This window comes from Streptomyces sp. BI87, assembly GCF_025957665.1.
Lineage (GTDB): Bacteria > Actinomycetota > Actinomycetes > Streptomycetales > Streptomycetaceae > Streptomyces > Streptomyces albidoflavus.
In genome coordinates, this window is sequence record NZ_CP110079.1 from 5,592,501 (window position 1) to 5,619,432 (window position 26,932).

The following is a 26,932-nucleotide window of genomic DNA, read 5'->3' on the forward strand; positions in this document are numbered from 1 at the left end:
ACCAGGAACCGATGAAGGACGTGGGAGGCCACGATAGTCCCCGGGGAGTCGTCAACCAGGCTTTGATCCGGGGGTTTCCGAATGGGGAAACCCGGCAGTCGTCATGGGCTGTCACCCGCTGCTGAACTCATAGGCAGTGTGGAGGGAACGCGGGGAAGTGAAACATCTCAGTACCCGCAGGAAGAGAAAACAACCGTGATTCCGGGAGTAGTGGCGAGCGAAACTGGATGAGGCCAAACCGTATGTGTGTGATACCCGGCAGGGGTTGCGCATGCGGGGTTGTGGGATCTCTCTTCTACGGTCTGTCCGTGGGACGAGTCAGAAACCGTTGATGTAGGCGAAGGACATGCGAAAGGTCCGGCGTAGAGGGTAAGACCCCCGTAGTCGAAACATCAGCGGCTCGTTTGAGAGACACCCAAGTAGCACGGGGCCCGAGAAATCCCGTGTGAATCTGGCGGGACCACCCGCTAAGCCTAAATATTCCCTGGTGACCGATAGCGGATAGTACCGTGAGGGAATGGTGAAAAGTACCGCGGGAGCGGAGTGAAATAGTACCTGAAACCGTGTGCCTACAAGCCGTGGGAGCGTCGCGCATCGAGCTTGCTCGGTGCGTCGTGACTGCGTGCCTTTTGAAGAATGAGCCTGCGAGTTAGCGGTGTGTAGCGAGGTTAACCCGTGTGGGGAAGCCGTAGCGAAAGCGAGTCCGAAGAGGGCGTTTGAGTTGCACGCTCTAGACCCGAAGCGGAGTGATCTAGCCATGGGCAGGTTGAAGCGGCTGTAAGAGGTCGTGGAGGACCGAACCCACCAGGGTTGAAAACCTGGGGGATGACCTGTGGTTAGGGGTGAAAGGCCAATCAAACTCCGTGATAGCTGGTTCTCCCCGAAATGCATTTAGGTGCAGCGTCGTGTGTTTCTTGCCGGAGGTAGAGCACTGGATAGGCGATGGGCCCTACCGGGTTACTGACCTTAGCCAAACTCCGAATGCCGGTAAGTGAGAGCGCGGCAGTGAGACTGTGGGGGATAAGCTCCATGGTCGAGAGGGAAACAGCCCAGAGCATCGACTAAGGCCCCTAAGCGTACGCTAAGTGGGAAAGGATGTGGAGTCGCAGAGACAACCAGGAGGTTGGCTTAGAAGCAGCCACCCTTGAAAGAGTGCGTAATAGCTCACTGGTCTAGTGATTCCGCGCCGACAATGTAGCGGGGCTCAAGCGTACCGCCGAAGTCGTGTCATTGCAGCAATACTCCCAACAGAGGCTGTGATGGGTAGGGGAGCGTCGTGTGCCGGGTGAAGCAGCCGTGGAAGCGAGTTGTGGACGGTTCACGAGTGAGAATGCAGGCATGAGTAGCGATTCACACGTGAGAAACGTGTGCGCCGATTGACTAAGGGTTCCTGGGTCAAGCTGATCTGCCCAGGGTAAGTCGGGACCTAAGGCGAGGCCGACAGGCGTAGTCGATGGATAACCGGTTGATATTCCGGTACCCGCTGTGAAGCGTCAAACATTGAATCCAGTGATGCTAAGCCCGTGAAGCCGTTCCGGACCCTTCGGGGAATGGAAAGTGGTGGAGCCGGTGGCCCGAGCTGGTAGTAGGTGAGTGATGGGGTGACGCAGGAAGGTAGTCCATCCCGGGCGGTGGTTGTCCCGGGGTAAGGGTGTAGGACGTCAGGTAGGTAAATCCGCCTGGCAATAGTCTGAGACCTGATGCCGAGCCGATTGTGGTGAAGTGGATGATCCTATGCTGTCGAGAAAAGCCTCTAGCGAGTTTCATGGCGGCCCGTACCCTAAACCGACTCAGGTGGTCAGGTAGAGAATACCGAGGCGTTCGGGTGAACTATGGTTAAGGAACTCGGCAAAATGCCCCCGTAACTTCGGGAGAAGGGGGGCCATGTCTGGTGATCCGATCTACTCGGTGAGCTGGGTGTGGCCGCAGAGACCAGCGAGAAGCGACTGTTTACTAAAAACACAGGTCCGTGCGAAGCCGTAAGGCGATGTATACGGACTGACGCCTGCCCGGTGCTGGAACGTTAAGGGGACCGGTTAGTCACATTTCGGTGTGGCGAAGCTGAGAACTTAAGCGCCAGTAAACGGCGGTGGTAACTATAACCATCCTAAGGTAGCGAAATTCCTTGTCGGGTAAGTTCCGACCTGCACGAATGGCGTAACGACTTCTCGACTGTCTCAACCATAGGCCCGGTGAAATTGCATTACGAGTAAAGATGCTCGTTTCGCGCAGCAGGACGGAAAGACCCCGGGACCTTTACTACAGTTTGATATTGGTGTTCGGTTCGGCTTGTGTAGGATAGGTGGGAGACTGTGAAGCATGCACGCCAGTGTGTGTGGAGTCGTCGTTGAAATACCACTCTGGTCGTGCTGGATGTCTAACCTGGGTCCGTGATCCGGATCAGGGACAGTGTCTGATGGGTAGTTTAACTGGGGCGGTTGCCTCCTAAAGAGTAACGGAGGCGCCCAAAGGTTCCCTCAGCCTGGTTGGTAATCAGGTGTTGAGTGTAAGTGCACAAGGGAGCTTGACTGTGAGACCGACGGGTCGAGCAGGGACGAAAGTCGGGACTAGTGATCCGGCGGTGGCTTGTGGAAGCGCCGTCGCTCAACGGATAAAAGGTACCCCGGGGATAACAGGCTGATCTTCCCCAAGAGTCCATATCGACGGGATGGTTTGGCACCTCGATGTCGGCTCGTCGCATCCTGGGGCTGGAGTCGGTCCCAAGGGTTGGGCTGTTCGCCCATTAAAGCGGTACGCGAGCTGGGTTTAGAACGTCGTGAGACAGTTCGGTCCCTATCCGCTGTGCGCGTAGGAATATTGAGAAGGGCTGTCCCTAGTACGAGAGGACCGGGACGGACGAACCTCTGGTGTGCCAGTTGTTCTGCCAAGGGCATGGCTGGTTGGCTACGTTCGGGAGGGATAACCGCTGAAAGCATCTAAGCGGGAAGCCTGCTTCGAGATGAGTATTCCCACCTCCTTGAGAGGGTAAGGCTCCCAGTAGACGACTGGGTTGATAGGCCGGATATGGAAGCCCTGTAAGGGGTGGAGTTGACCGGTACTAATAGGCCGAGGGCTTGTCCTCAGTTGCTCGCGTCCACTGTGTTTGTTCTCAGGTAACGAACAGTTGTGCCGGCTGAACAGCTGCACTACTCAATTGAATAGTGTGCTTGTTCGCTGCCCTGTTCGTTCCTCGCCTCGGCGAGGAATCTGAAAGGGTTTCGGTGGTCATAGCGTGAGGGAAACGCCCGGTTACATTCCGAACCCGGAAGCTAAGCCTTACAGCGCCGATGGTACTGCAGGGGGGACCCTGTGGGAGAGTAGGACGCCGCCGAACAATCTTTGAGGACCTGTGGTCCCCAGCGTTCATGCTGGGGACCACAGGTCCTTTTTTGTTTTCCCGAAGCGCGCCAGAACACTGGTTGCGCGAGAATGACTTGCGGTACCGAAGACAGGAGTCACGGATGTCCACCAACTCTTCCGACGACCGGCCGGAGCGCGACCAGCGTCGGCAAGGAGGCGGCGACCGGGGCGGTTACCGCGGCGGGCCGCGTCGCGACAACGACCGCGCCGGCTCGGGCAGGCGTGACGACCGTGGCGGGGACCGAGGCGGTTTCCGGCGCGACAACGACCGCCGCGACGACCGCCGAGACGGCGACCGTGGCGGATTCCGCCGTGACGACCGACGTGGCGACGACCGCGGGGGATTCCGGCGTGACAATGACCGCCGCGATGACCGCGGTGGCGACCGTGGTGGGTTCCGTCGCGACGACCGACGCGACGACCGTGGTGGGCGTCCTCCGTTCCGGCGGGATGACCGTAACGACGCCCCGCGCCGGGACGACCGTGACCGTGGCGAGCGCGGTGGTTTCCGCCGTGACGACCGAGGCGGTGACCGCCCGGCCTTCCGCCGCGACGACCGGCGTGACGACCGTGGTGGGTTCCGCCGCGATGACCGACGTGACGACCGCCGGGACGGTGACCGAGGCGGGTTCCGTCGCGACGACCGACATGGCGACGATCGCGGTGGCTTCCGTCGTGATGACCGTGGCGGCGACCGGGGCGGTTTCCGGCGTGACAACGACCGCCGTGATGACCGCGGTGGCGATCGTGGCGGGTTCCGCAGGGACGACCGTCGTGACGATCGCGGTGGCTTCCGTCGCGACGACCGGGGCCAGGACCGTGGTGGGTTCCGCCGTGATGACCGGGATGACCGTGGTGGGCGTCCTCCGTTCCGGCGGGATGACCGTAACGACGGCCCGCGCCGGGACGACCGTGACCGTGGCGAGCGCGGTGGATTCCGCCGTGACGACCGAGGCGGTGACCGCCCGGCCTTCCGCCGCGACGACCGACGCGACGGCGAGCGCGGTGGGTTCCGCCGCGATGACCGTGGCGGTGACCGCCCCGGCTTCCGCAGGGACGACCGTGACCGTGGCGAGCGCGGTGGTTTCCGCCGTGACGACCGCGGCGGCGACCGACGTGGCGACGACCGTGGCGGGTTCCGTCGGGACGACCGCCGGGACGGCGACCGTGGGGGCTTCCGGCGCGACGACCGCGGCGGCGACCGGCGTGGCGGCGGGTACCAGGGACGCGGCGACCGTGACGGTGGGCGCCCCGGCTTCCGGCGCGACGACCGGGACAACCGTGGCGGATACCGGGGTCGCGACGACCGCAGCGGTGGCTACCGTGGCCGCGACGACGACCGTGAGCGTGAGCCGATCAAGCGGCTGCCGATTCCCGAGGACGTCACGGGCGAAGAGATCGACAAGGACGTGCGGCAGGAACTGCTGAGCCTGCCGAAGACCCTCGCCGACGATGTCGCCCGCAACCTCGTGATGGTCGCGCGCCTCATCGACGAGGAGCCCGAGGAGGCGTACGCCTACTCCCGGATCGCCCTGCGGCTCGCGTCGCGTGTCGCTGCCGTGCGGGAGGCCGCTGGGTTCGCCGCGTACGCCAACCAGAAGTACTCCGAGGCACTTGCCGAGTTCCGTGCGGCCCGCCGTATGACGGGCAGCGCCGACCTGTGGCCGGTCATGGCCGACTGCGAGCGCGGCATGGGCCGCCCCGAGCGGGCGCTGGCGATGGCCGGCGAGCCCGAGGTGCGCCGCCTCGACAAGGCGGGCCAGGTCGAGATGCGCCTGGTCGCCGCCGGCGCCCGGCGGGACATGGACCAGCTGGACGCCGCGATCGTGACGCTCCAGAGTCCTGAGCTGGCCTCCAACTCGGTGCAGCCGTGGACGGCCCGACTGCGGTACGCGTACGCGGACGCTCTGCTCGCCGCCGGCCGTGAGGAAGAGGCGCGCGAGTGGTTCGCCAAGGCCGCCGAGTCCGACAAGGACGGCGCCACGGATGCCTCCGACCGCCTCGCGGAACTGGACGGCGTGGAGTTCGTGGACGCGCTCGACGACTCCGAGGAGGCCGACGAGGCCGAGGGGACGGAGAGCATCGCCGCCGCCGAGCTCGGCACCGCTGACTCCGACTCCGACTCCGACACGGACACCGACGGTGACAAGGCGCCCCGTGCCGAAGCCGAGAGCACGGACGTGGAGACGGGCGAGTCCTCCGGCCCGGCCGAGGCCGGCGAATCGCGCGAGAACGGCTCTGACCAGGGCTGATCCCGGACGGGAAAGATCGAAGGAAAAGTCGGACGGGCGGGAACTCCGGAAGGAGTCCCGCCCGTTCGGCATATACACAGTCTGTGACGGGAAGGATGCGCACCGTCGGTGAGAGGTCGGGTCTACGGCTAAGGAAGGAGGGTGCGGAAGACGAGACCTGTGGCGGGTTTCGGGCCGAAGGAAGTGGACTTGCGAGGCATCATCACGCCCTGCCTGGCCAGGTCGCGGACCACTTCCTCCTGCACCGGATGCATCAGCACCGCTGTCCCCCCGTTGCGTTCCGCCTGCTCGACGGCGGCTTCGGTGTCGTGGATGTAGGCGATGTGCTGGGACGAGTCCGGGATCTGCCACAGGTGGTCGATGAGCGTGGAATGCAGCACGGTCGCGTCGAGGGTGCGCCAGAGCTCCGGTCGGTCGCCGGGCACGGTCCGGTCGAGGAGGTCAGGGTCCGGCCGGTCGATCAGATGGAAGCCGTCCCCGGCGACGACGAACGCGGTGCCCTCGGCCGACGCCGTCGAGAGGGCCTCCATGGCCGCCGCCAAGGAGCCCTCGACACGGCGGACGCGGAAGGAGCCGGCGAGCGCCGAGAGCGCGGACGCAGGAGAGAGGTGATGCAGAAGGCGGTGGATGGCGCGCACCTGAAGAGGGTGGCGTGCGGTGTCGACCAGCAGGACCAGTCCGTAGTCCCACGGGCTGGGGGACGGGTGCTCCGCACGAATACGCAGTGAGGTCGCCCAGCGGTGGTGGCCGTCGGCGATCAGTGCCTGGTGCCCACCCAGGTCCACCTGGACGGCGGCGATCTCCATGGGGTCCGTGACCGACCACAGGCGATGGCAGAAGCCGTCCTCCGTGGTCGTCGTGAGGAGAGGGGGAAGCTGGACGGTCCGGTCGATGACGTCTCCGGTACCGCTGGAGCCGGGCTCGCTCCGGTAACTCAGCAGCAAGGGCTCCAGGTTGGCGGCGGTAGCCCGGAGGAGTGCCGCGCGTTCCTCGACGATGTGCGGCATGACGTCCTCGTGCGGAAGGACGACTCCCTCCGCCGGAGGCGACAGGAGGAGGCTGCCGATGACACCCCGCTGGAGGAGTTCGCCCTTGCGCTGCTCGTAGACGTACAGGGCGGGCTTGTCGTCCTGGGTGAGGATGCCCGAGGCCAGCCATGCCGCGAGCGTGTCGGCGGCGCGACGGTCGGCGCCCTCGCGGGTGTCGCCCTGCGGAAGGATCAGCCGGACGATGTTGTGGGGGTCGGCCGACTCGAGGTGGAGGAGACCGTCCGGGCGGACCACGACGTCGTACGGGGGTGAGGTCACCGCTGCGAGGCTGTCCACCCGGTCCAGGCGGTAGCGGGTGCCCTGGAACGGTTCCAGGTGCAGTCCGTGGGGGGTGGGCCCGGCAGTGGTCATTGGTGCATGTTATGCGCCTCGTCGGCATGCGCGATGATCGGGGGGAACCGAGGACGAAGGAGCACACGCGCGATGAGCGACACCCCCCGTACAGCACCACTGGGTGCCGCACGGCCCCTGAGCGAGCAGTACGACACGGCCCTCCTGGACCTCGACGGGGTGGTGTACGCGGGCGGCGACGCCATCGCCCACGCTGTCGTCTCCCTGGCGGCGGCCAGGGAGACCGGGATGAAGCTCGCCTACGTGACCAACAACGCCCTCCGCACTCCGGAGACGGTCGCCCAGCACCTCAGCGACCTCGGCATCCCGACCGAGGCCGGGGAGGTCATCAACTCCGCGCAGGCGGTGGCGCGCCTCATCGCCGAGCAGGTACCGCGGGGCGCCCGGGTCCTGGTCGTCGGCGGGGAGGGGCTGCGGGTCGCCCTGCGCGAGCGCGGGCTGGTGCCGGTCGAGTCGGCGGACGACGAGCCGGCGGCGGTCGCGCAGGGGTACGGGGGCCCGGGAATGCCGTGGGGGCGGTTGGCGGAGGCCGCGTACGCCGTGGCGCGGGGTGTGCCGTGGTTCGCCTCGAACACCGACCTGACCATCCCCAGCGGGCGGGGCATCGCCCCGGGTAACGGGGCCGCCGTCGAGGTGGTGAGGATCGCGACCGGTGCCACCCCGCAGGTGGCGGGCAAGCCGTTGCCGCCCATGCACCGCGAGACGGTGCTGCGGACGGGCGCGGACCGGCCGCTGGTCGTGGGTGACCGGCTGGACACGGACATCGAGGGCGCCTTCAACGGAGGCGTGGACTCGCTGCTGGTGCTGACCGGGGTCACCGGCCCGGCCGAGTTGCTCGCGGCCCCGCCGGAGCACCGGCCGACGTACGTCGACGCGGATCTGCGGGGACTGCTGACCGGGCAGCCGGTCGTGGAGGCGGACGGCGCGGGATTCCGGTGCGGCGGCGTGCACGCGCGGGTCGCAGGTGGCGAACTCCTCGTCGAGGGGGACGGGGAACCTCTGGACGGGCTGAGGGCGCTCTGCGGGGCTGCCTGGAGTGCGGCGGGGGCCGGGCGCTTCGAGCGGGACACGGGAAAGGCGCTGGCGCGGCTCGGGTGGTGAGGGCCCGCGGGCCGGGGCGGGAGCCGTGCCGCCTCGTCCGGGAGGTCAGAGGAGTTTGCGGAGGGTCAGAAGGTCGCGGAAGCTGGCGTCGAGGGTGAGGCGGCGGGTGGCCCAGGCGTGGGCGAAGTTCAGTTCGCCGGCGACCAGGGCGACCAGGTCGTCGCTGGTCATGGTCAGCCGGATGGCCGCCTTCTGCCGATGGGTGTCGGAGCGGCCGGGGCCCGGGTGGGGTCCGGCCAGGGTGTCGGTCACCTCGATGCCGCCGGAGCGGAGCCGGCCCGCGAACGTGACGTCGAGGTCCTTGAGGTGGCAGCTCACCGAGCGGTCGAGGGCCGCGGCGGAGCGGACCTCGCGAGGGGCGGCCGCCAGCTGCTCGGAGAGCCTGTCCAGTGCCGCACGGCACTCTTGCGTCGTTGCCATCGGCGCTGACGTTACCGCAGGGTGACGCGGTAGCGTCGGGGCATGGACGACGGCACGGACGAGTACGGGCCACCGCACGCCGGCGGCCTCGCCGGACAGGAAGCCGGCCCGCCCGGCGAGACCCCCGGCGCGCCCGCGGACGCGGTGCCAGCGCCGGGCGGGCCCGCGCCGCTGGGGCTGGTGCGGGAGGAGACCGGGGAGCCGCAGGTGGACGCGGCGCTGGGGCGGCTGGGCGACGTGGACCACCTCGCGACCGACGGTCACCTCACCGTGTACGAGGATGTACACCAGGGACTGCGGGCGGCGCTGGACGCGCTCGACGCACCCCCGGGGCCCTCGGCGCCCCCGCCCGCCCGGCCTGACGGCCCCGCGGGCCGCGCCCACTGATTCCGTACGACCTCAGGAGCTGAACCGACCGTGGCAGGAGTGGCCCGTCGCCGCCTCGACGCCGAGCTGGTGCGCCGTAAACTCGCGCGTTCCCGTGAGCACGCCAGCCAGCTGATCGCTGCCGGGCGGGTGACCGTCGGGGGTGCCACCGCGACGAAGCCCGCCACCCAGGTCGCGACCTCGGCGGCGGTCGTGGTCGCCGCCGACGAGCAGGACCCCGACTACGTGTCCCGGGGCGGGCACAAGCTGGCCGGCGCCCTGGAGGCGTTCGTGCCCCGTGGCCTCGCCGTGCGGGGGCGCCGGGCGCTGGACGCGGGGGCGTCCACCGGTGGGTTCACCGATGTGCTGCTGCGGGCGGGCGCCGCGCAGGTGGTGGCCGTGGACGTGGGGTACGGGCAGCTGGCCTGGTCCTTGCAGAGCGACGACCGGGTGGTGGTCAAGGACCGCACCAACGTGCGCGAGCTGACCCTGGACGCCATCGACGGGGAGCCGGTCGACCTGGTCGTCGGGGATCTGTCGTTCATCCCGCTCGGCCTCGTCCTGCCGGCCCTCGTCGCCTGCACCCGTCCCGACGCCGATCTCGTGCTGATGGTGAAGCCGCAGTTCGAGGTGGGTAGGGAGCGGCTGGGCAGTGGTGGCGTCGTGCGCAGCACCCAGTTGCGGGCGGAGGCGGTGCGTACCGTCGCCGGGCACGCCGCCGAGCTCGGGCTCGGGGTGCTCGGCGTGACCGCCAGCCCGTTGCCCGGTCCGTCCGGGAACGTCGAGTACTTTCTGTGGCTGCGGGCCGGGGCGCCCGCGCTCGATCCGGCAGATGTCGACCGCGCAGTGAGGGAGGGGCCGAGGTGACCGAGGAGGACACGGCGGGAAGAGGGGGCGCCGAAGAGCCGGCCGGGCCGGGCGGGCCGGGGGCCGGGGAGGAACGCACGGTCTTCCTCCTCGCGCACACCGGCCGCCCGGCGGCCATCCGCAGCGCCGAGCTGGTGGTCCAGGGCCTGCTCCGGTCCGGTCTGGGCGTGCGTGTGCTGCGCGCGGAGGCGGCCGACCTGCCGCTGCCGCCCGAGGTGAAGCTCATCGACGAGGCGACGCCCGCGGCGCTGGACGGCTGCGAGCTGCTGATCGTGCTCGGCGGGGACGGGACCCTGCTGCGCGGCGCCGAGTTCGCCCGCGCCTCCGGGGTGCCCATGCTCGGCGTCAACCTCGGCCGGGTCGGCTTCCTCGCCGAGGCCGAGCGGGACGACCTCGACCGCGTGGTCGACCGGGTGGTGAGCCGTTCCTACGAGGTGGAGGAGCGGATGACGATCGATGTGGCCGTGCACAACAACGGCAGCGTCGTCCACACCGACTGGGCGCTGAACGAGGCCGCCGTCCAGAAGGTGTCGCCCGAGCGCATCCTCGAAGTGGTCCTGGAGATCGACGGCCGTCCCGTCACCGGCTTCGGCTGCGACGGCATCGTCTGCGCCACCCCCACCGGTTCGACGGCGTACGCCTTCTCGGCCGGCGGGCCCGTGGTGTGGCCGGAGGTGGAGGCGCTGCTGATGGTGCCGATCAGCGCCCACGCCCTGTTCGCCAAGCCGCTCGTGACGTCACCCGAATCGGTGCTCGCCGTCGAGGTGCAGCACAACACCCCGCACGGCGTGCTGTGGTGCGACGGCCGCCGCACGGTGGAGCTGCCGCCCGGCGCCCGGGTCGAGGTCCGGCGCGGGGCGGTCCCGGTGCGGCTGGCCAGGCTGCACCACGCCTCGTTCACCGACCGGTTGGTGGCGAAGTTCGCTCTTCCGGTGTCCGGCTGGCGGGGCGCGCCGCGCTGAGTCCGTGCCTCCTCGGGGGTCGCTCGCGGAGCCTTCGGGGGCGGCCCGGGAGGCGCGCGGGCGGGGGCGGCGTCGCACGGGGCCGCGGAAACCTCGTATGGTCGTGAGCGTGTTGGAGGAGATGCGGATACGGTCGCTCGGGGTCATCGACGACGCCGTCGTCGAGTTGTCGCCCGGGTTCACCGCCGTGACCGGCGAGACCGGCGCGGGCAAGACCATGGTCGTCACGAGTCTGGGGCTGCTGCTGGGAGGACGCGCCGACGCGGCCCTCGTCCGCATCGGCGCCAAGTCCGCGGTGGTCGAGGGGCGGCTCGCGCTGCCCCCGGACGCTCCGGTGCTCACGCGCGCCGAGGAGGCGGGTGCCGAGCTGGACGACGGCGCGTTGCTGATCAGCCGAACCGTCTCCGCCGAGGGGCGTTCGCGCGCCCACCTCGGCGGGCGGTCGGTGCCGGTCGGGCTGCTCGCCGAACTCGCCGACGAGCTGGTGGCGGTGCACGGCCAGACCGACCAGCAGGGCCTGCTGAAGCCGGGGCGTCAGCGCCAGGCGCTGGACCGGTACGCGGGCGAGGCGGTCTCCGTGTCGCTGGCCGCCTACGGCGAGGCGTACCGGCGGCTGCGGACGGTCGTCGCCGAGCTGGACGAGATCACCACGCGGGCCCGGGAACGGGCCCAGGAGGCGGACCTGCTGCGGTTCGGCCTGGAGGAGATCTCCGCGGTGGAGCCGCTCCCCGGCGAGGACGCCGAACTGGCCGCCGAGGCCGAGCGGCTGGGCCACGCCGAAGCCCTGGCCGCCGCCGCGGCCACCGGGCACACCGCCCTGGCCGGCAACCCTGAGGACCTGGAGAGTGCCGACGCGACCACCCTCGTCTCGGGGGCGCAGCGGGCTCTGGAGGCGGTACGGGCCCACGATCCGCGGCTCGCGGCCCTGGCCGACCGGCTCGGCGAGGTGGCGATCCTCCTCGGTGATGTCGCCGGGGAACTGGCCGGGTACGCCGACGACCTGGACGCCGACCCGCTCCGCCTCGCCGCCGTCGAGGAGCGCCGGGCCGCGCTCACCCAGCTGACCAGGAAGTACGGCGAGGACATCGACGCCGTACTGGCCTGGGCCGAGCAGAGCGCCGCCCGCCTCGCCGAGCTGGACAACGACGACGACCGGATCACCGAGCTGACCGCCGAGCGCGACGCGGTCCGGGCCGAACTGGGCGCGCTGGCCCAGCGGCTGACCCAGGCCCGCCGCGACTCCGCCCAGCGGTTCGCCGAGGACGTCACCACCGAACTGGCCTCCCTCGCCATGCCGCACGCCCGGGTCAGCTTCGACATCCGGGACACCGAGGTGGCCCCGGACGGCGACGGCATCGAGGTGGACGGCCGCTTCCTGGCCTACGGCCCGACCGGCGTGGACGAGGTCGAGCTGCTGCTCGCCCCGCACCCGGGCGCCCCGCCGAGGCCCATCGCCAAGGGCGCCTCCGGCGGTGAGCTGTCCCGGGTGATGCTCGCGGTCGAGGTGGTCTTCGCCGGGTCGGACCCGGTGCCCACCTACCTCTTCGACGAGGTCGACGCCGGGGTCGGCGGCAAGGCGGCGGTCGAGGTGGGGCGCAGGCTCGCCCGGCTCGCCCGGTCGGCGCAGGTCGTGGTCGTCACCCACCTGCCGCAGGTCGCGGCCTTCGCCGACCGGCAGCTGCTGGTGGAGAAGACCAACGACGGCTCGGTCACCCGCAGCGGCGTCAAGGTGCTGGAGGGCGAGGAGCGGGTCCGGGAACTCTCCCGGATGCTGGCCGGTCAGGAGGACTCGGAGTCGGCGCGGGCGCACGCGGAGGAACTGCTGGCGGCGGCGCACGGCGAGGACCGGCTGTAGGCCCTGGGCCGCGTCGTTCGCGTCGTACCGGTTCGTGAGGGCCCGGACCTCCCACGGGGAGGTCCGGGCCCTTCGCCGTGCTGGACCGCAGGCGGGGCGCCGGGCCAGACTCGGTCCATGGTGGAGCTGCGGGTTCTCGCGTCGGAGGACGACTGGCCGGTGTGGCGGCAGACCCGGCTGGCCGCGCTGAGCGAGGCCCCGCAGGCCTTCAAGGCGCGCCTGGCGGACTGGTACCACGGCGGGGAGGACCGGTGGCGGGCCCGTCTGACGATGCCGGGCGCCCACAACCTCGTCGCCGTGCGGGACGGCTCCTCCGTCGGCATGGCCGCCGGGATGCCCGGAGCGGACGGCAGGTACGAGCTGAGGTCGGTGTGGGTCAGCCCTCGGGTGCGGGGGCAGGGCGTGGGGGATCTGCTGACGGGGGCGGTCGAGGCGTGGGCCCGGCGGGCGGGAGCGCGGGCGCTGAAGCTGGCTGTCGTGCCGGGGAACGAGGCGGCGGTCGCCTTGTACCTGCGGCACGGGTTCGTCGCCTCGGGGGAGCTGGGGGAGCTGTTGGGGGACGGGGTGAGCAGGGAGCGGGTGATGGTCAAGCGGTGGGGGTGACAGGGGTTCGGGGTTTTCCTGCGAATGCGCGGTTGTTCGTGCCATGCGGTACGCGATGAGCCGCAGCAGGTGTCCCAGGGGGGATCGTGAAGAAGAAGATCACGTTCGGCAAGGGAGCGGGGATCGCGCTGGCGGTGCTCGTGGGCCTCGGTGTGCTCGGGGCGGTCGTCGGCGAGGAGGAGAAGGCGCCGGTCGCCGGGCCGGAGGCGGTGGCGTCGCCCTCGGCGGAGGAGGAGGAGCCTGCCGAGGACGCCCCCGGCGAGGCTCAGGAGGACAAGGGGGCGGAGAAGGCCGTCGAGGAGGTCGAGGGACAGCCGCAGGAGGAGAAGGAGGACGGGGAGCTGCCGGGCATGGTGGGGGAGAACTTGCAGTTCGCCCAGGACCATGCGCAGGCGGCGGGCTTCTTCCTGCTGGACGACCAGGACGCGTCGGGACTCGGGCGGCTCCAGGTGATGGACCGGAACTGGACGGTGGACGGTGTGCTCGCAGGAGCCCGGTCCCGGTACGTGTCCGGTGGACACGAAGGTGACGTTCTCCGCGGTCAAGGCCGGCGAGAGCTGCTGAGCCTCGTCGGGGCTCTCCCCGGGACCCTGGCCGGGACCTCGGTGGATGCGCTGGGCGTTCCCCCGTGCGGGTGATCTCGGTACGGCATGCTCGCGTCACCGCGCTGTCCGGACGGGCGCCGTCCGGTTTCCGGTGCCGGAACACCCGTACGGGCTGGCATTCTTGACGGGGTGTGGGACGCCAGGACCGCACGCGTCCCCCATCCGCCGAAGCGGGAGTACCGGCCACGTGAGCAGCCAGTCGTCAGCCCTCGGACAGCAGCCGCTGCGCACCGTTCAGGTGCTCGGCGGGGGCAGTGCGGGCAGTAGCGCGCAGGTGCGTTCGCTCGCGGCGGGGCTGACGGCGCGCGGCGTGCGGGTGGCGGTGTGCGCGCCGCCCGCCGTCGACCGGCTCCAGGACTTCGGGGCCGCCGGCGCCCACCACATCCCCGTCGCGCGCAGCAGCGACCCCGCGGCGCTGGCCTCGTTGCGCGGGGCGTGCGCCGACGCGGACCTGGTGCACGCGCACGGGCTGCACGCCGGTATGCGCGCCGCTCTCGCCCTCGGCGGGCTGCGGACCCCGCTGGTCGTCACCTGGCACACGCGGGCGTACGCCGAGGGGGCCCGGGCCCCGCTTCTTCGGTTGCTGGAGAAACGCGTGGCCAGGGCCGCCTCCGTGGTGCTGGCGCCCTCTTCGGACCTGGTGCTGAGGGCGCGCCGGCGAGGGGCGCGCGACGCCCGTTACGCGCCCACCGCGTTCCCCGCACCACCGGCCGGCCCGGGCGCGGCCCCGGCCGACGCGGAGGCGCGGCGGAACAAGACGCGGGCCGAACTGGGCGCCGTGGGCCGGCCCCTGCTCGTGGCCGTCGGCTCCCTGGAGCGGCACCGGGGGTACGGCACCCTCCTCGACGCCGCGCGGGAGTGGGCCCGGGCCGAGACGCCGCCGCTCCTGGTGGTCGCGGGGGAGGGGCCCGAGCGGAGCGGCCTCCAGGCGCGGATCTGGGCGGAGGAGTTGCCCGTACGCCTCCTCGGCAGGCGGGAGGACGCCGCCGAGTTGATCGCCGCCGCCGACCTCGCGGTGCTGCCGAGCCGCTGGGAGGCGCGCTCGGTCCTGGCGCAGCAGGCCCTGGCGGCCGGGGTGCCGCTGGTCGCCAGCCGGGTCGGCGGCATCCCCGAACTGGTCGGCGACGGGGCGGCGCTGGTGCCGTACGGCGACCCCGTCGCCCTCGCCGCGACCGTGCTCCGGCTGCTCGACGACGCCCCCGCGCGGCGCGCGCTGGCCCGGCGCGGCCTGCGGCAGGCGGCGAGCTGGCCGACCGAGGACGCCATGGTCGCCCAGGTGCTGAGCGTCTACGACGAACTGACCTCCCCGGGTGCCGGCCTCTGAGCCCGGTCCGGGGGAGGCCCGGGGGCGCATCGTCTTCCTGAAACGGCACGTCGAGTGCCGGGAAGTCGAGCATCGCCGGGGAGCTGGTCCGCCTCCTCGACGCCCCGTGGTTCGTCATGTCGGCCGACGTGTTTTACGCCATGAGGTCGGCCGCCCGCGATGGGGCCGGACCGGTTGGAGGGCGTACCCAGGCGTCCGTGGAGGGGGTTTCAGCGGGCGGTCGCCGGGATGGCGGCGGACGGTCCTCCTCTGCCGAGCCGGCCGGGCGATCGCCCCGCACCCTCACGTGTCCACGCCCACGGTGACGACGACGTCGTGGTCGACAGCGGTGACCGGAGCCCGCAGGGGCGCGCTCGGGAGATCGCGGCGTTCCTCCGCCGGCCTTCCGCAGGCCCGACCGCTTTCGCGCGGATGAAGGCGGCCGGGACGTGGGAGCAGGGTCCGTGAACCTTCGCCTCGCGCCGCCTCACCCCACGTGGCGGCGGGCGCGCAGGGCGAGGCTGAGGGCGAGGACGGTGTGCGGGTCGTCGAGGTCGGTGCCGAGGAGTTCGGCGATGCGGGCCAGGCGGTTGTAGAGGGTCTGGCGGTTGAGGTGGAGTTCGCGGGCGGTCTCCGCCTTGCGGCCCGCGTGCGCCAGGTAGGCGGTGAGGGTCGGCAGGAGCGGCGGCTTCGCCCGGCGGTCGTGGTCGAGGAGCGGGCCGAGGGCGCGGTCCACGAAGGCCCCGAGGTCGGGGTGGTCGCGCAGCCGCCACAGCAGCAGGTCGATGTCGAGCCGCCGCGCGTCGTACCAGGGCTGGTCCGGCAGCCCCTGCGCCGCCGTCGCCGTCTGCGCCGCGTGCCGCAGCCCGGCCGCCGCGGCGGCCCAGCCACCCGCCCCGCCCACCACCACGACCGGGCCCAGGCGCCCCGCCGCGCCCTCGGCCGGGGAGGCGGCGAGGCCCGTCCGCTCCAGCCCGGCCCGCAGCGCGGCGGCGACGCGGCCCGCCACGGCGGTGCGTTCGGCCTCGGTGCGCAGCCCTGCCAGGACCGGAACCCGCCCCTCGACGGGACGTACGCCGAGCAGCGCGGGCACGCCCACGGCGGCGAGTTCCTCGGCGACGGCCCGGACCAGGGCCGCCCAGCCGCCGCCCGGAGTGAGCCCCTCCGGGGGGTCGGCGAGCCGCATCACGACCGGCAGCATCGGCCCCTCGCCCGGCCGGAACCCCAGGACCCGGGCCTGGGCGGGCGCGTCCTCGGGCGCGATCCGGCCCTCGGCCAGGTCGTGGAGGAAGTCCCCGCGCCCCCGGGCGGCCAGTTCCTCCTCCTGCCGGGCCTGCATGAGGACGACCGCGAGGATGCCGGAGGCCCGCTCGGCGGCGAGCCGGTGGACCGGCAGCAGCCGGCCGGACACCGGCAGGAGGACGAGCCGGGCACGGACCGAGCCGGTGGTCCCCGGCGCCGTCGACCCTCCCGGTACGTCCACCACGACCGCGCCCGACGGGGTCCGGTCCCGGTCGGCGGTCCGGCCGGACCGCAGCCCTTCCCAGACCTGGAGCGGGTCCGGTCGGTCGTCGCCGGGCGGGGCCGCCGTGTAGAGGAGGCGGCCGTCGGCGGTCTCCAGGAAGACCGGCTCGGCGGCGAACTCGGCGAGGGTGCGCAGCACCCGCGGGACGCCGCCGCCGTCCAGGAGGGCGCGGGTGCAGCGCCGGTCGACCTCCTCGACCTGCCGGAGCAGGGCGTAGTGGCTGTTGACCAGCTCCGTGTGCACCTGCTCGGTCACGGTCACGAAGGGCACCTCGCGGTGGAGCTGGATCAGCGGCAGCCCGGCCGCCCGGGCGGTGTCGACCAGGGCGGCGGGCAGCTGCGGGAACCGGGGCCCCAGTTCGACCACGAGGGCGGCGATGCCCCGCTCGGCCAGTCTGCGGACGAAGGCCCGCTGGTCGGCGGGGCGGGCCCCGATGCCGAGGCCGGTGGTGAGCAGCAGTTCGCCGCCCTTGAGGAGCGCGGGCAGGTTCGGCGCCTCACCGGCGTGCACCCACCGCACCGGCCGGTCGAGCTGGTCCTCGCCGGTCAGCACCTCGGGGAGGCCGCCGCGCAGCCCCGGCAGTTCCAGCGCTCGGCGCACGGTGATTCCGCCCTGGTTCTCCATGAACGCGGACGCTACTGCCCGCCGGGCCGGAACGCGGCCCCGCCCCTCCCCGGACGGCACTCCGGCGGCCCGCGACTCCGGCTCCGGGGAGGGGAGTCAGCGCGCCGGACGGCTTCCGTCGCACGGCGGAGTGACGTGCGCCACACGCGGGGCGGGCCTGCGGACCCGTCAGATCGAGGGCGCCGGGTGCACGCCGGGCACATCGACGGGCTCACGCCCATGCCGGATTCACCCGCAGGTGTACCTGGGGAACGGCCCGTGAGGCGTCCGGGGGCCGCTCACCCCCCCGAAACCCCTCCTCCGGCTCCCGCCGCCCCCGTACGCTCCGCCCGTGTCCGCCTCCGCAGCGCTCCCGCTGGCGCTCCTGTTCCTGGATGTCGACGGCACCCTTCTCCCCTACGGCCGGACCCGCCCTCCCGCAGACCTGGAGGAGTGGGCCGCCTGGCAGCACGCCGGCAACCCGCCGCCGGCCGAGGCCGACCGGGCGCACGGCCCCCGGCTGCTGGCGCTGCCCTGCTCCCCGTACGGGGCCACGGCCTGGACGGCCGACGCCAACGAGGTGATCACCGGCCTGGACCGGGCCTGGGTCGCCCGCCACCACCGGGGCCCGGCTCCGCTGCACCGTGTCGACCCGGTCACCGGCCTCATCGCCGCCGACTTCGCCGTGCTGGGGCGCTGGCTGCGCGACCCGGCCGCGCGGTAGCCCCGGACCTGCCACCGCCCCGGTCGCACCACGAGAGGTACGGCCGGGGCGGCGGGCCGGAGCAGGGTCCGGGTCAGCCCCCGTACGCGCCCGAGGCCGTCAGGCGCAGGGCGGTGTCGATGAGGGGGACGTGGGAGAAGGCCTGCGGGAAGTTGCCCACCTGGCGCTGGCGGATCGGGTCCCACTCCTCGGCGAGGAGGCCGAGGTCGTTGCGGAGGCCGAGGAGCTTCTCGAAGAGCTTGCGGGCCTCGTCCACCCGGCCGATCATCGCCAGGTCGTCGGCGAGCCAGAAGGAGCAGGCCAGGAAGGCGCCCTCCTCGCCGGCCAGCCCGTCCAGGCTCGGGTCCTCGCCCGCGCTGGTCGGGTAGCGCAGCACGAAGCCGTCCGGGGTGGACAGCTCGCGCTGGATGGCCTCGATGGTGCCGATGACCCGCTTGTCGTCCGGCGGAAGGAAGCCGACCTGCGGGATCAGCAGCAGGGAGGCGTCCAGCTCCTGGGAGCCGTAGGACTGGGTGAAGGTGTTCCGCTCGGGGTCGTACCCCTTCTCGCAGACGTCCCGGTGGATGTCGTCGCGCAGCTCGCGCCACTGCTCCAGCGGGCCGTCGGCGTCGCCCGCCTCGATGAGGCGGATGGTGCGGTCGACGGCGACCCAGGCCATCACCTTGGAGTGGACGAAGTGGCGGCGCGGGCCGCGCACCTCCCAGATGCCCTCGTCCGGCTCCTGCCAGTGCGTCTCCAGATAGCGGATCAGCTTGAGCTGGAGCAGCGAGGCGTAGTCGTTGCGGGCCAGCCCCGTCATGTGGGCCAGGTGCAGGGCCTCGGTGACCTCGCCGTAGACGTCCAGCTGGAGCTGGTCGGCGGCGCCGTTGCCGACCCGGACCGGGCGCGAGTCCTCGTAGCCGGGCAGCCAGTCCAGTTCCGACTCGCCGAGCTCCCGCTCGCCCGCGATGCCGTACATGATCTGGAGGTTCTCCGGGTCGCCGGCGACCGCGCGCAGCAGCCACTCGCGCCAGGCGCGGGCCTCGTCGCGGTAACCGGTGCGCAGCAGCGAGGAGAGGGTGATGGCCGCGTCGCGCAGCCAGGTGAAGCGGTAGTCCCAGTTGCGGACGCCGCCGATGTCCTCGGGGAGCGAGGTGGTCGGCGCGGCGACGATGCCGCCGGTCGGGGCGTACGTGAGCGCCTTCAGGGTGATCAGGGAGCGGATCACCGCCTCGCGGTACGGCCCGTGGTAGGTGCACTGGGCGACCCAGTCGCGCCAGAACTCCTCGGTGTTGGCCAGCGCCACCTCGGGCTCCGGGACGGCCGGCGGGCTGTGGTGCGAGGGCTCCCAGGAGATGGTGAAGGCGACCCGCTCACCGGGGGAGACGGTGAAGTCGGAGTAGGTCGTCAGGTCCTCGCCGTGCGTCTCGGCGGTGGAGTCGAACCACACGGAGTCCGGCCCCGCGACCGCCACCAGGCGCTCACCGACCCGGTGCACCCACGGCACGACCCGGCCGTACGAGAAGCGCATGCGCAGGGCCGACCGCATCTCGACGCGGCCGCTGAGCCCCTCCACGATGCGCACCAACTGCGGGGCGCCGTCGCGCGGGGGCATGAAATCGGTCACGCGGACGGAACCGCGCGTTGTCTCCCACTCCGACTCCAGGACCAGGGAGTCTCCGCGATAGCGGCGCCGTACGGCGGTGGGGGGCTCCTCCTCGTCGGAGTGGGCGGGGCCCAGTCTCCAGAAGCCGTGCTCCTCGGTGCCGAGCAGCCCGGCGAAGATCGCCGGGGAGTCGAAGCGGGGCAGGCACAGCCAGTCGACTGTGCCGTCCCGGCAGACCAGGGCGGCGGTCTGCATGTCTCCGATGAGTGCGTAGTCCTCGATGCGCCCGGCCACGTGCATCTCCAGTCGAACGGCCATGTCGCCCCCTCGGCGGGGACGCTTGATCTGCGGTCAAAAGGGCTGGTGCCGAGCTGTCTTCAGCGGGCGACGGACCTGGTCATACCGTGTGCCGTCCCACCCTGTCGGCCCGCCACCACCCTTGTGGGGCGCCACGCGCCCGACTCTGCTCGGCGGCGAATGTCCGAGCAGGATACGACGCACACCCAAGATCCGCCCGCCGGACGGGACAACCCGGGAACTCCGTACGAGTGATCGAGGAATGAGCCGTTCCGACGACGGTAACCCGGCTTGCCCCGTGTGCGCGCCCCCATCGTCAGGACCGGTAGGAAGTCGTTCCCGGACGGCTGCCCGTCACCGTCCGTAGGTGGAGTCGAGCCCTCCGGAACGCCTCACCCACGGTCGCGGAAGGTGACCAAGGGTGGCCGGAAGAAGTCTCCCCCGGTCGCTGTTACGCTGGTAGCCCGTGGAGACGGTGGGCATCTCCGGACGATCCGAGACCCCCGCAACCGCAGCGACGGCACCCGGGTAACCCCCGCGGACCCGACGCCTGAAGCACGTTCGACTCGCGACCACGGGAGCCCCCTCTTGGCCATGCCAACTCGATCCTCGACATCCTCGACGACCAAGCACATCTTCGTCACCGGGGGTGTCGCCTCCTCGCTTGGCAAGGGCCTGACCGCCTCCAGCCTGGGTGCGCTGCTCAAGGCGCGGGGTCTGCGGGTCACGATGCAGAAGCTCGACCCCTACCTGAACGTCGACCCCGGAACGATGAACCCGTTCCAGCACGGCGAGGTCTTCGTCACCAACGACGGCGCCGAGACCGACCTGGACATCGGCCACTACGAGCGGTTCCTCGACGTCGACCTCGACGGCTCGGCCAACGTCACCACCGGCCAGGTCTACTCCACCGTCATCGCCAAGGAGCGGCGCGGCGAGTACCTGGGCGACACCGTGCAGGTCATCCCGCACATCACCAACGAGATCAAGCACCGCATCCGGCGGATGGCCACCGACGACGTCGACGTGGTCATCACCGAGGTCGGCGGCACCGTCGGCGACATCGAGTCGCTGCCCTTCCTGGAGACCGTCCGCCAGGTCCGCCACGAGGTCGGCCGCGACAACGTCTTCGTCGTGCACATCTCGCTGCTGCCCTACATCGGCCCCTCCGGCGAGCTGAAGACCAAGCCGACCCAGCACTCGGTCGCCGCCCTGCGCAACATCGGCATCCAGCCCGACGCGATCGTGCTCCGCGCCGACCGCGAGGTCCCGGCCTCGATCAAGCGCAAGGTCTCCCTCATGTGCGACGTCGACGACAACGCCGTGGTGGCGTGCGTCGACGCCAAGTCGATCTACGACATCCCGAAGGTGCTGCACACCGAGGGCCTGGACGCCTACGTCGTCCGCAAGCTCGACCTGCCCTTCCGCGACGTGGACTGGTCCACCTGGGACGACCTGCTGGACCGCGTCCACAACCCCGACCACGAGGTCACCGTCGCCCTGGTCGGCAAGTACATCGACCTTCCCGACGCCTACCTCTCGGTGACCGAGGCGCTGCGCGCCGGCGGCTTCGCCAACCGGGCCCGCGTCAAGGTCAAGTGGGTCACCTCCGACGACTGCCGCACCGAGGCCGGCGCCCGCGAGCACCTCGGTGACGCCGACGCCATCTGCATCCCCGGCGGTTTCGGCGACCGCGGCGTCAACGGCAAGGTCGGCGCCATCGCCTACGCCCGCGAGCAGGGCATCCCGCTGCTCGGCCTCTGCCTGGGCCTCCAGTGCATCGTCATCGAGGCCGCCCGGAACCTGGCCGGCATCACCGACGCCAACTCCACCGAGTTCGACCCCGCCACCGCCCACCCGGTCGTCTCCACCATGGCCGAGCAGCTCGACATCGTCGCCGGCGAGGGCGACATGGGCGGCACCATGCGGCTCGGCATGTACCCGGCGAAGCTCGCCGAGGGCTCCCTGGTCCGCGAGGCGTACGACGGCAAGGAGTACGTCGAGGAGCGCCACCGCCACCGCTACGAGGTGAACAACGCCTACCGCGCGGAGCTGGAGAAGAAGGCCCAGCTCCAGTTCTCCGGCCTCTCCCCGGACGGCAAGCTCGTCGAGTACGTCGAGTACCCGCGCGAGGTCCACCCCTACCTGGTCGCCACCCAGGCCCACCCGGAGCTGCGCTCCCGCCCGACCCGGCCGCACCCGCTCTTCGCCGGGCTGGTCAAGGCCGCCGTCGCCCGAAAGGTGGGCGCTGCGGAGCAGGCGTAGGCGCGCCGCGGGGGAGCGCTAACGTTGCCGGGGCACGGACCGACGCGGTCCGTGCCCCGGCGCGCTGCCGCACCACCGCGCCGACCGACCGGACGACGCGCGAACGGAACACGGCACATGGGCACCTCCTCCCTCCCCACCGGCACCGACAGCACCGCGCCGCCCCGCGACGGGCGCCTCACCGACACCGCCGAGCACTGGCCGGTCGTCGAGAGCGTCACCCCGTTCCGCGGCGCCAAGACCTCCATGCGCACCGACACCGTACGGATGCCGGACGGCACGGTCGTCGGCCGCGACTACCAGGTCCACCCCGGCTCGGTCGCCATCCTCGCCCTGGACGAGGAGGACCGGGTCGTGGTCCTGCGCCAGTACCGCCACGCGGTACGGCAGAAGCTCTGGGAGATCCCCGCGGGACTCCTCGACGTCCCCGGCGAGAACCCCCTCCACGCCGCCCAGCGCGAGCTGTACGAGGAGGCGTACCTGAAGGCCGGGGACTGGCGGGTGCTCACCGACTTCTACCCGACGCCCGGCGGCTGCGACGAGGCGGTACGGATCTTCCTCGCCCGCCAGCTCTCCCCGGCGGGCGGCGAGAAGTACGCGGCCTCGGACGAGGAGGCCGACATGGAGCTGGCCACCGTCGCCCTGTCCGACCTGGTCCGGGGCGCCCTCGCGGGCGAGCTGCACAACAGCTGCCTGGTGCTGGGCGCCTTCGCGCTGACCGCCGCCCGGGCCACCGAGGGCGGCCTGGACGCCCTGCGCCCCGCCGAGGCCGAGTGGCCCGCCCGGCCCTTCACGGTCTGAGCTCCCGGCTCCGCCACCCGGCGTGGCGGAGCCGGTCCCGGACCGGTCCGACGATCCGCTGATCCGATCGGGCGACAATCCCGCCACGCTCGCACCGGGTGACTGCGGAGCGTGAACTAGGCTCGACGACGCCCCGTCAGGTCCCCGGCAGGGCACGTGTGCGCAGCGAACGGGAGTGTGGCCCGTGACGGATCAGGTCGTCGGCACCAGCACCAGCGGCCCCCGGGCGCCGGGCGCGAGCCCCGCGTCCGGCGCCCGGGGGCCGGGCGCGAGCCCCGCGTCCGGCGCGCCCCGCCCAGCCTTCTTCGGCCGCGGCAGAGAGCTGAGGGAGCTGCGCGCCGAGATCGACCGGGCCGGCCTCGACACCATCGCCGGACGCGGCGCCCCGCGCCCCCGGTTCCTGCTCATCGCGGGCGCCCCCGGCTCCGGCCGCACCGCGCTGGCCGGGCACCTCGCCGCGTCCCTCGCCGACCGCTACCCGGACGGCGTCCTGCGGGCCCGCCTCACCGCCGTCGACGGCACCGCCCTGACCGAGGGCGAGGCCGCCCGGCTGCTGCTGGACGGCCTCGGCGCCCGTACCGTCCCCGGCGCGAGCGACGACGACCTCACCCACGCCCTGCGCCAGGAACTCGCCGGCCGCCGCCTGCTCGTCCTGCTCGACGACGCCGCCTCCGCGGAACAGGTCGATCCCCTGATGCCCGAGGGCGAGGGCGCCGCCCACCTGCTCTTCGTCGCCGTCTCCCGGGGCCCGCTCACCGGCCTCACCGGGGTCCGCCCCTGTGCCCTCGGCGGCCTCGACGTCCCCGACGCCCACGCCCTGCTGGAGAGCCGGGCGGGCGAGGTCCGGCTCACCGTCGACCCGCGCGCCGCCGACTGCCTGATCGAGCGGTGCGGGGCGCAGCCCGCCGCCCTGGTGCTGGCCGGGGGGTACCTCGCGGCCCACCCCAAGACCTCGGTGGCCGACCTCGCCCACCGGCTGGAGCAGGCGCCCGCCGACGGCCCGGGCGGCCCCGGCGAACTGCCCCGGATGGCCCGGCTGAGCCACGACGCGCTGCCCGCGGCCGCCGCCCGCACCCTGCGCCTGCTCTCCTTCGCCCCGGCCGGCCAGGTCGACGCGCACACCGCCTCCGCGCTGGCCGGCGCCTCGCTCCCGGTGGTCCGCACCACCCTGGGCGAACTGGCCGGCCTCGGCTTCCTGCGCCCCGAACCGGGCCTGGAGCCGGGCGAGGAGCCGCGCTGGACCGTGCCCTCCTGCCTCCAGCCGGTCCTGCGCGACCTCGCCGACGACCACGAGCGGCCGGCCGAACTCCAGCTCGCCCGCGCCCGGATGCTGGAGCGCACCGTGCGGCTGCTGCACTCCTGCCGCGCCGTCACCGACCCCGAGGGCAGCCCCGCCCGGGTGGCGCTCGCCGCCCTGCCGCGCGCTCTCCGTTTCGACACCGCCGAGGCGGCCGCGGCCTGGCTGGAGCGCTCGCGCGGCGCGCTGCTCGCCTCGGCGCGTCTGGCCGTCGCCGACGGGGAGCTGGACACCCTGGCACGCCGGCTGCTCGCCGCGATCGTCCGGGCGATGATCGCCCACCGGGGCGCGGCCGGGGCGGCCCCCGACCTGTACCCGGTGCACGGCCTGGTGCTGGACGTGGCCGAGCGCCGCCGGCTGCCCCGCGAGAAGGCGGCGGCCCTGCTCAACCTCGCCGACCTCGACGCCTCCACCGGCCGCACCCGCCAGGCGCTGGCCCGCTACCGGGCGGCGCTGGACGCCGCCCGCGCCGCCCACGACGCGGTGGCCGCCGGGCGCGCCATGGAGTCCGTGGCCGGGTCCTACCAGTCCCTGGAGGACTGGCCGCGCGCCGCCGACTGGTACGGCCGCGCCCTCACCGAGCGGCTGGCCCGCGGCGAGCACGCCGACGCCGCCCGCGTCTACGGCCGGCTCGGCACCGTCCACACCTACGCCGGGCGGTACGGCGAGGCGCTGCGGCAGTGGCGGGCGGCGGTCGCCGCGTACCGCCGGTGCGGCGATGTGGCGGGCCGCGCACGGGCGTTGAGCGAGCAGGCCCGGGTCCAGGAGTACGCCGGGCGCCCCCAGGAGTCGCTGCGCACCTGCCAGGAGGCGGTCCAGTGGGCGCGCGAGGCGGGCGACGACCGCCTGCTGGCGGCGCTGCGGCTGCGCCTGGCCGACACCCTGGAGCGGCTCGGCGACCCGGCGGCGGCCAGGCTGCACCGCACCGCCGCCGAACAGCTGCTGGCCCCGGCCGGTCCTGACGAGGACGGGGCGGAGCCGGAGGACGGGCAGGCCACAGCGCCCGCCGGGTCCCTGGCGCCCGGGGAGCCGGTCGTCCCGGGGGAGCCCGGTGTGGCCGACGCCACCCGGGAGCCGCCGGCGACGGAGGAGGCCCGGGAGGCCCCCGGAGAGCGGGCGGCCCAGGGCGCCGGAGCCGTTCACCTGCGAAATCCGTAGCGCTTCGCGAAAAAGTAGGTGGCTTCCAAGGCTGGACAGCGAGAAATCCTTAATTAGACTGGCTGGGCCGCGTTGATCCGCGGTGAGCTCCGGTGCGCCCAGGTACGCCCTGGTGCGGCCGGGAATCCACCCTCCTGTCCCCGCCACAGTCAAGGACCGTGATCGACGATGAAGGTCGGCATCCCCAGCGAAGTCAAGAACAACGAGTTCCGGGTGGCCATCACGCCGGCCGGAGTGCACGAGCTGGTCCGCCACGGCCACGAGGTCTACGTCCAGCAGGGCGCCGGCCTCGGCTCGTCGATCACCGACGCCGAGTACGTGGCGGCGGGCGGCGCGATCCTGCCCACCGCCGACGAGGTCTGGGCCATCGCCGACCTGCTGCTCAAGGTCAAGGAGCCGATCGAGGAGGAGTACCACCGGCTCCGCAAGGACCAGACCCTCTTCACCTACCTCCACCTGGCCGCCTCGCGCCCCTGCACCGACGCCCTGATCGCCTCGGGCACCACGGCCATCGCCTACGAGACGGTCGAGACCGCCGACCGCCGGCTGCCGCTGCTCGCCCCGATGTCCGAGGTCGCGGGCCGGCTCGCCCCCCAGGTCGGCGCCTACCACCTGATGCGCGCCGCGGGCGGCCGCGGTGTCCTGCCGGGCGGTGTCCCGGGTGTCGCCGCGGGCAAGGCCGTCGTCATCGGCGGCGGTGTCTCCGGCTGGAACGCCACCCAGATCGCGGTCGGCATGGGCTTCCACGTGACGCTCCTGGACCGGGACATCAACAAGCTCAAGGAGGCCGACAAGGTCTTCGGCACCAAGGTGCAGACCGTCGTCTCCAACTCCTTCGAGCTGGAGCGCGCCTGCCTGGAGGCCGATCTCGTCATCGGCGCCGTCCTCATCCCCGGCGCCAAGGCCCCCAAGCTCGTCACCAACGAGCTGGTCTCCCGGATGAAGCCCGGAAGTGTCCTTGTCGACATCGCCATCGACCAGGGCGGCTGCTTCGAGGACTCGCACCCGACCACCCACGCCGAGCCGACCTTCCAGGTCCACAACTCGGTCTTCTACTGCGTCGCCAACATGCCCGGCGCCGTCCCGAACACCTCCACCCACGCGCTGACCAACGCCACGCTCCCGTACATCCTGGAGCTGGCCGACCGCGGCTGGGTCGAGGCGCTGCGCCGCGACGCCGCCCTGGCCAAGGGGCTCAACACCCATGACGGCAAGGTCGTCTACCGCGAGGTGGCCGAGGCGCACGGCCTGGAGCACACCGAACTCTCGGCGCTCCTCGGCTGATCGCACCGGCGCGCGCCCGTCAATACGCGTCGTCAATCTCACGCCCGCGGCCGGACCTTGTGGACAGGGTCCGGCCGCGGGCGTGGTGCGACACCACTCCGGGTGCGCCGGATGCCGGGTCAACTCGCGGCGAACGTAACCCTTTACCCGATTCGCCCACCCGGGGAAATGTCCCGCTCGCCCCCTGTGCGACGCGTGCGCGCCCTTGACAGCGAGGTGTTCGGTTGCCGACACATCCGGCCGGGTCCGGTGGATTGTGTTGCTGCGAAGCGGTGACACGCCATAGAGTCGCCAACCGT

General features: G+C 72.0%; 20 protein-coding genes and 2 rRNA genes (1 of these 22 running past the window's edge). 18 read left to right on the forward strand and 4 right to left on the reverse strand.

The window, feature by feature from the left end:
- The 4 genes from OIM89_RS24935 to OIM89_RS24950 form a co-directional block, all read left to right on the forward strand.
- Window positions 1–3,082 (forward strand): 23S ribosomal RNA (locus tag OIM89_RS24935) (it extends 37 nt beyond the left edge of the window).
- Window positions 3,083–3,217: 135 nt separating this feature from the next.
- A 5S ribosomal RNA gene (rrf, locus tag OIM89_RS24940) occupies window positions 3,218–3,334 on the forward strand.
- Between the two features lie 257 nt (window positions 3,335–3,591).
- Entirely contained in the window at window positions 3,592–4,788 is a 1,197-nt protein-coding gene (locus OIM89_RS24945; RefSeq protein ID WP_264491633.1) for a hypothetical protein, read from the forward strand.
- The gene (locus OIM89_RS24950; RefSeq protein ID WP_195731186.1) at window positions 4,770–5,612 is read left to right on the forward strand and encodes a tetratricopeptide repeat protein; all 843 of its coding nucleotides are present in this window, start codon (window positions 4,770–4,772) and stop codon (window positions 5,610–5,612) included. Before OIM89_RS24945 ends, OIM89_RS24950 begins: the two co-directional genes overlap by 19 nt.
- A 128-nt stretch (window positions 5,613–5,740) precedes the next feature.
- Here the strand turns inward: OIM89_RS24950 and OIM89_RS24955 are convergent, their stop codons facing one another.
- Entirely contained in the window at window positions 5,741–7,012 is a 1,272-nt protein-coding gene (locus OIM89_RS24955; RefSeq protein ID WP_151169889.1) for a DUF1015 family protein, read from the reverse strand.
- A 72-nt stretch (window positions 7,013–7,084) separates the two neighbouring features.
- Here OIM89_RS24955 and OIM89_RS24960 point away from each other — a divergent pair, with 72 nt between their 5' ends.
- Complete coding sequence (locus OIM89_RS24960) at window positions 7,085–8,113, forward strand: HAD hydrolase-like protein (protein WP_175457769.1); 1,029 nt, start codon at window positions 7,085–7,087, stop codon at window positions 8,111–8,113.
- Between the two features lie 45 nt (window positions 8,114–8,158).
- Here OIM89_RS24960 and OIM89_RS24965 read toward each other — a convergent pair whose 3' ends face one another.
- Window positions 8,159–8,533, reverse strand: a complete 375-nt coding sequence (locus tag OIM89_RS24965; protein ID WP_175457770.1) for a sterol-binding protein — start codon at window positions 8,531–8,533, stop codon at window positions 8,159–8,161.
- 42 nt (window positions 8,534–8,575) lie between these two features.
- Between OIM89_RS24965 and OIM89_RS24970 the strand changes: the two genes are divergently transcribed.
- The 8 genes from OIM89_RS24970 to OIM89_RS25005 all read left to right on the forward strand — a co-directional run bounded on the left by OIM89_RS24970 (window position 8,576) and on the right by OIM89_RS25005 (window position 15,420).
- Window positions 8,576–8,920, forward strand: a complete 345-nt coding sequence (locus OIM89_RS24970; RefSeq protein WP_030699072.1) for a hypothetical protein — start codon at window positions 8,576–8,578, stop codon at window positions 8,918–8,920.
- 30 nt (window positions 8,921–8,950) lie between these two features.
- The gene (locus OIM89_RS24975) at window positions 8,951–9,766 is read left to right on the forward strand and encodes a TlyA family RNA methyltransferase (protein WP_030699071.1); all 816 of its coding nucleotides are present in this window, start codon (window positions 8,951–8,953) and stop codon (window positions 9,764–9,766) included.
- Complete coding sequence (locus OIM89_RS24980; protein ID WP_030699070.1) at window positions 9,763–10,728, forward strand: NAD kinase; 966 nt, start codon at window positions 9,763–9,765, stop codon at window positions 10,726–10,728. Before OIM89_RS24975 ends, OIM89_RS24980 begins: the two co-directional genes overlap by 4 nt.
- 97 nt (window positions 10,729–10,825) lie before the next feature.
- The gene (gene recN, locus OIM89_RS24985; protein ID WP_030699069.1) at window positions 10,826–12,583 is read left to right on the forward strand and encodes a DNA repair protein RecN; all 1,758 of its coding nucleotides are present in this window, start codon (window positions 10,826–10,828) and stop codon (window positions 12,581–12,583) included.
- A gap of 117 nt (window positions 12,584–12,700) precedes the next feature.
- A complete protein-coding gene (locus OIM89_RS24990; RefSeq protein WP_030699068.1) occupies window positions 12,701–13,186 on the forward strand; it encodes a GNAT family N-acetyltransferase in 486 nt (161 codons plus the stop codon).
- Window positions 13,187–13,272: 86 nt separating this feature from the next.
- The gene (locus tag OIM89_RS24995; protein ID WP_264491634.1) at window positions 13,273–13,824 is read left to right on the forward strand and encodes a hypothetical protein; all 552 of its coding nucleotides are present in this window, start codon (window positions 13,273–13,275) and stop codon (window positions 13,822–13,824) included.
- A 241-nt stretch (window positions 13,825–14,065) separates the two neighbouring features.
- Window positions 14,066–15,115: a glycosyltransferase family 4 protein gene (locus OIM89_RS25000; protein ID WP_372587989.1), complete on the forward strand. Its 1,050-nt coding sequence runs from the start codon at window positions 14,066–14,068 to the stop codon at window positions 15,113–15,115.
- An 83-nt stretch (window positions 15,116–15,198) separates the two neighbouring features.
- Window positions 15,199–15,420 carry a hypothetical protein gene (locus tag OIM89_RS25005; protein WP_264491808.1) on the forward strand — a complete coding sequence of 74 codons (222 nt, stop codon included), beginning with the start codon at window positions 15,199–15,201 and terminating at the stop codon, window positions 15,418–15,420.
- Window positions 15,421–15,581: 161 nt separating this feature from the next.
- Here OIM89_RS25005 and OIM89_RS25010 read toward each other — a convergent pair whose 3' ends face one another.
- Window positions 15,582–17,243, reverse strand: a complete 1,662-nt coding sequence (locus OIM89_RS25010; protein WP_264491635.1) for a PucR family transcriptional regulator — start codon at window positions 17,241–17,243, stop codon at window positions 15,582–15,584.
- A 331-nt stretch (window positions 17,244–17,574) separates the two neighbouring features.
- Here OIM89_RS25010 and OIM89_RS25015 point away from each other — a divergent pair, with 331 nt between their 5' ends.
- Complete coding sequence (locus tag OIM89_RS25015) at window positions 17,575–17,946, forward strand: hypothetical protein (protein ID WP_217466619.1); 372 nt, start codon at window positions 17,575–17,577, stop codon at window positions 17,944–17,946.
- A 73-nt stretch (window positions 17,947–18,019) separates the two neighbouring features.
- Here OIM89_RS25015 and OIM89_RS25020 read toward each other — a convergent pair whose 3' ends face one another.
- Window positions 18,020–19,849, reverse strand: a complete 1,830-nt coding sequence (locus OIM89_RS25020) for a glycoside hydrolase family 15 protein (protein WP_030699064.1) — start codon at window positions 19,847–19,849, stop codon at window positions 18,020–18,022.
- A 573-nt stretch (window positions 19,850–20,422) separates the two neighbouring features.
- Here OIM89_RS25020 and OIM89_RS25025 point away from each other — a divergent pair.
- The 4 genes from OIM89_RS25025 to ald all read left to right on the forward strand — a co-directional run bounded on the left by OIM89_RS25025 (window position 20,423) and on the right by ald (window position 26,633).
- Window positions 20,423–22,093, forward strand: a complete 1,671-nt coding sequence (locus tag OIM89_RS25025; RefSeq protein WP_030699063.1) for a CTP synthase — start codon at window positions 20,423–20,425, stop codon at window positions 22,091–22,093.
- Window positions 22,094–22,210: 117 nt separating this feature from the next.
- The gene (locus OIM89_RS25030; protein ID WP_030699062.1) at window positions 22,211–22,894 is read left to right on the forward strand and encodes an NUDIX domain-containing protein; all 684 of its coding nucleotides are present in this window, start codon (window positions 22,211–22,213) and stop codon (window positions 22,892–22,894) included.
- A 184-nt stretch (window positions 22,895–23,078) separates the two neighbouring features.
- Window positions 23,079–25,349, forward strand: coding sequence for a tetratricopeptide repeat protein (locus OIM89_RS25035; RefSeq protein ID WP_264491636.1), 2,271 nt, complete (start codon window positions 23,079–23,081; stop codon window positions 25,347–25,349).
- 168 nt (window positions 25,350–25,517) lie between these two features.
- Window positions 25,518–26,633, forward strand: coding sequence for an alanine dehydrogenase (gene ald, locus OIM89_RS25040; RefSeq protein ID WP_087776730.1), 1,116 nt, complete (start codon window positions 25,518–25,520; stop codon window positions 26,631–26,633).
- The last annotated feature ends 299 nt before the right edge of the window (window positions 26,634–26,932 follow it).

Bases quoted from the DNA above. Each gene is read 5' to 3' on its own strand.
- OIM89_RS25030 (WP_030699062.1), top strand. From the start codon at position 22,211: ATGGGCACCTCCTCCCTCCCCACCGGCACCGACAGCACCGCGCCGCCC.
- OIM89_RS25025 (WP_030699063.1), top strand. From the start codon at position 20,423: ATGCCAACTCGATCCTCGACATCCTCGACGACCAAGCACATCTTCGTC.
- OIM89_RS24955 (WP_151169889.1), bottom strand. From the start codon at position 7,012: ATGACCACTGCCGGGCCCACCCCCCACGGACTGCACCTGGAACCGTTC.
- OIM89_RS24990 (WP_030699068.1), top strand. From the start codon at position 12,701: ATGGTGGAGCTGCGGGTTCTCGCGTCGGAGGACGACTGGCCGGTGTGG.
- recN (WP_030699069.1), top strand. From the start codon at position 10,826: ATGGTCGTGAGCGTGTTGGAGGAGATGCGGATACGGTCGCTCGGGGTC.
- OIM89_RS24970 (WP_030699072.1), top strand. From the start codon at position 8,576: ATGGACGACGGCACGGACGAGTACGGGCCACCGCACGCCGGCGGCCTC.
- OIM89_RS24960 (WP_175457769.1), top strand. From the start codon at position 7,085: ATGAGCGACACCCCCCGTACAGCACCACTGGGTGCCGCACGGCCCCTG.
- OIM89_RS25010 (WP_264491635.1), bottom strand. From the start codon at position 17,243: ATGGAGAACCAGGGCGGAATCACCGTGCGCCGAGCGCTGGAACTGCCG.
- ald (WP_087776730.1), top strand. From the start codon at position 25,518: ATGAAGGTCGGCATCCCCAGCGAAGTCAAGAACAACGAGTTCCGGGTG.
- OIM89_RS24965 (WP_175457770.1), bottom strand. From the start codon at position 8,533: ATGGCAACGACGCAAGAGTGCCGTGCGGCACTGGACAGGCTCTCCGAG.
- OIM89_RS25020 (WP_030699064.1), bottom strand. From the start codon at position 19,849: ATGGCCGTTCGACTGGAGATGCACGTGGCCGGGCGCATCGAGGACTAC.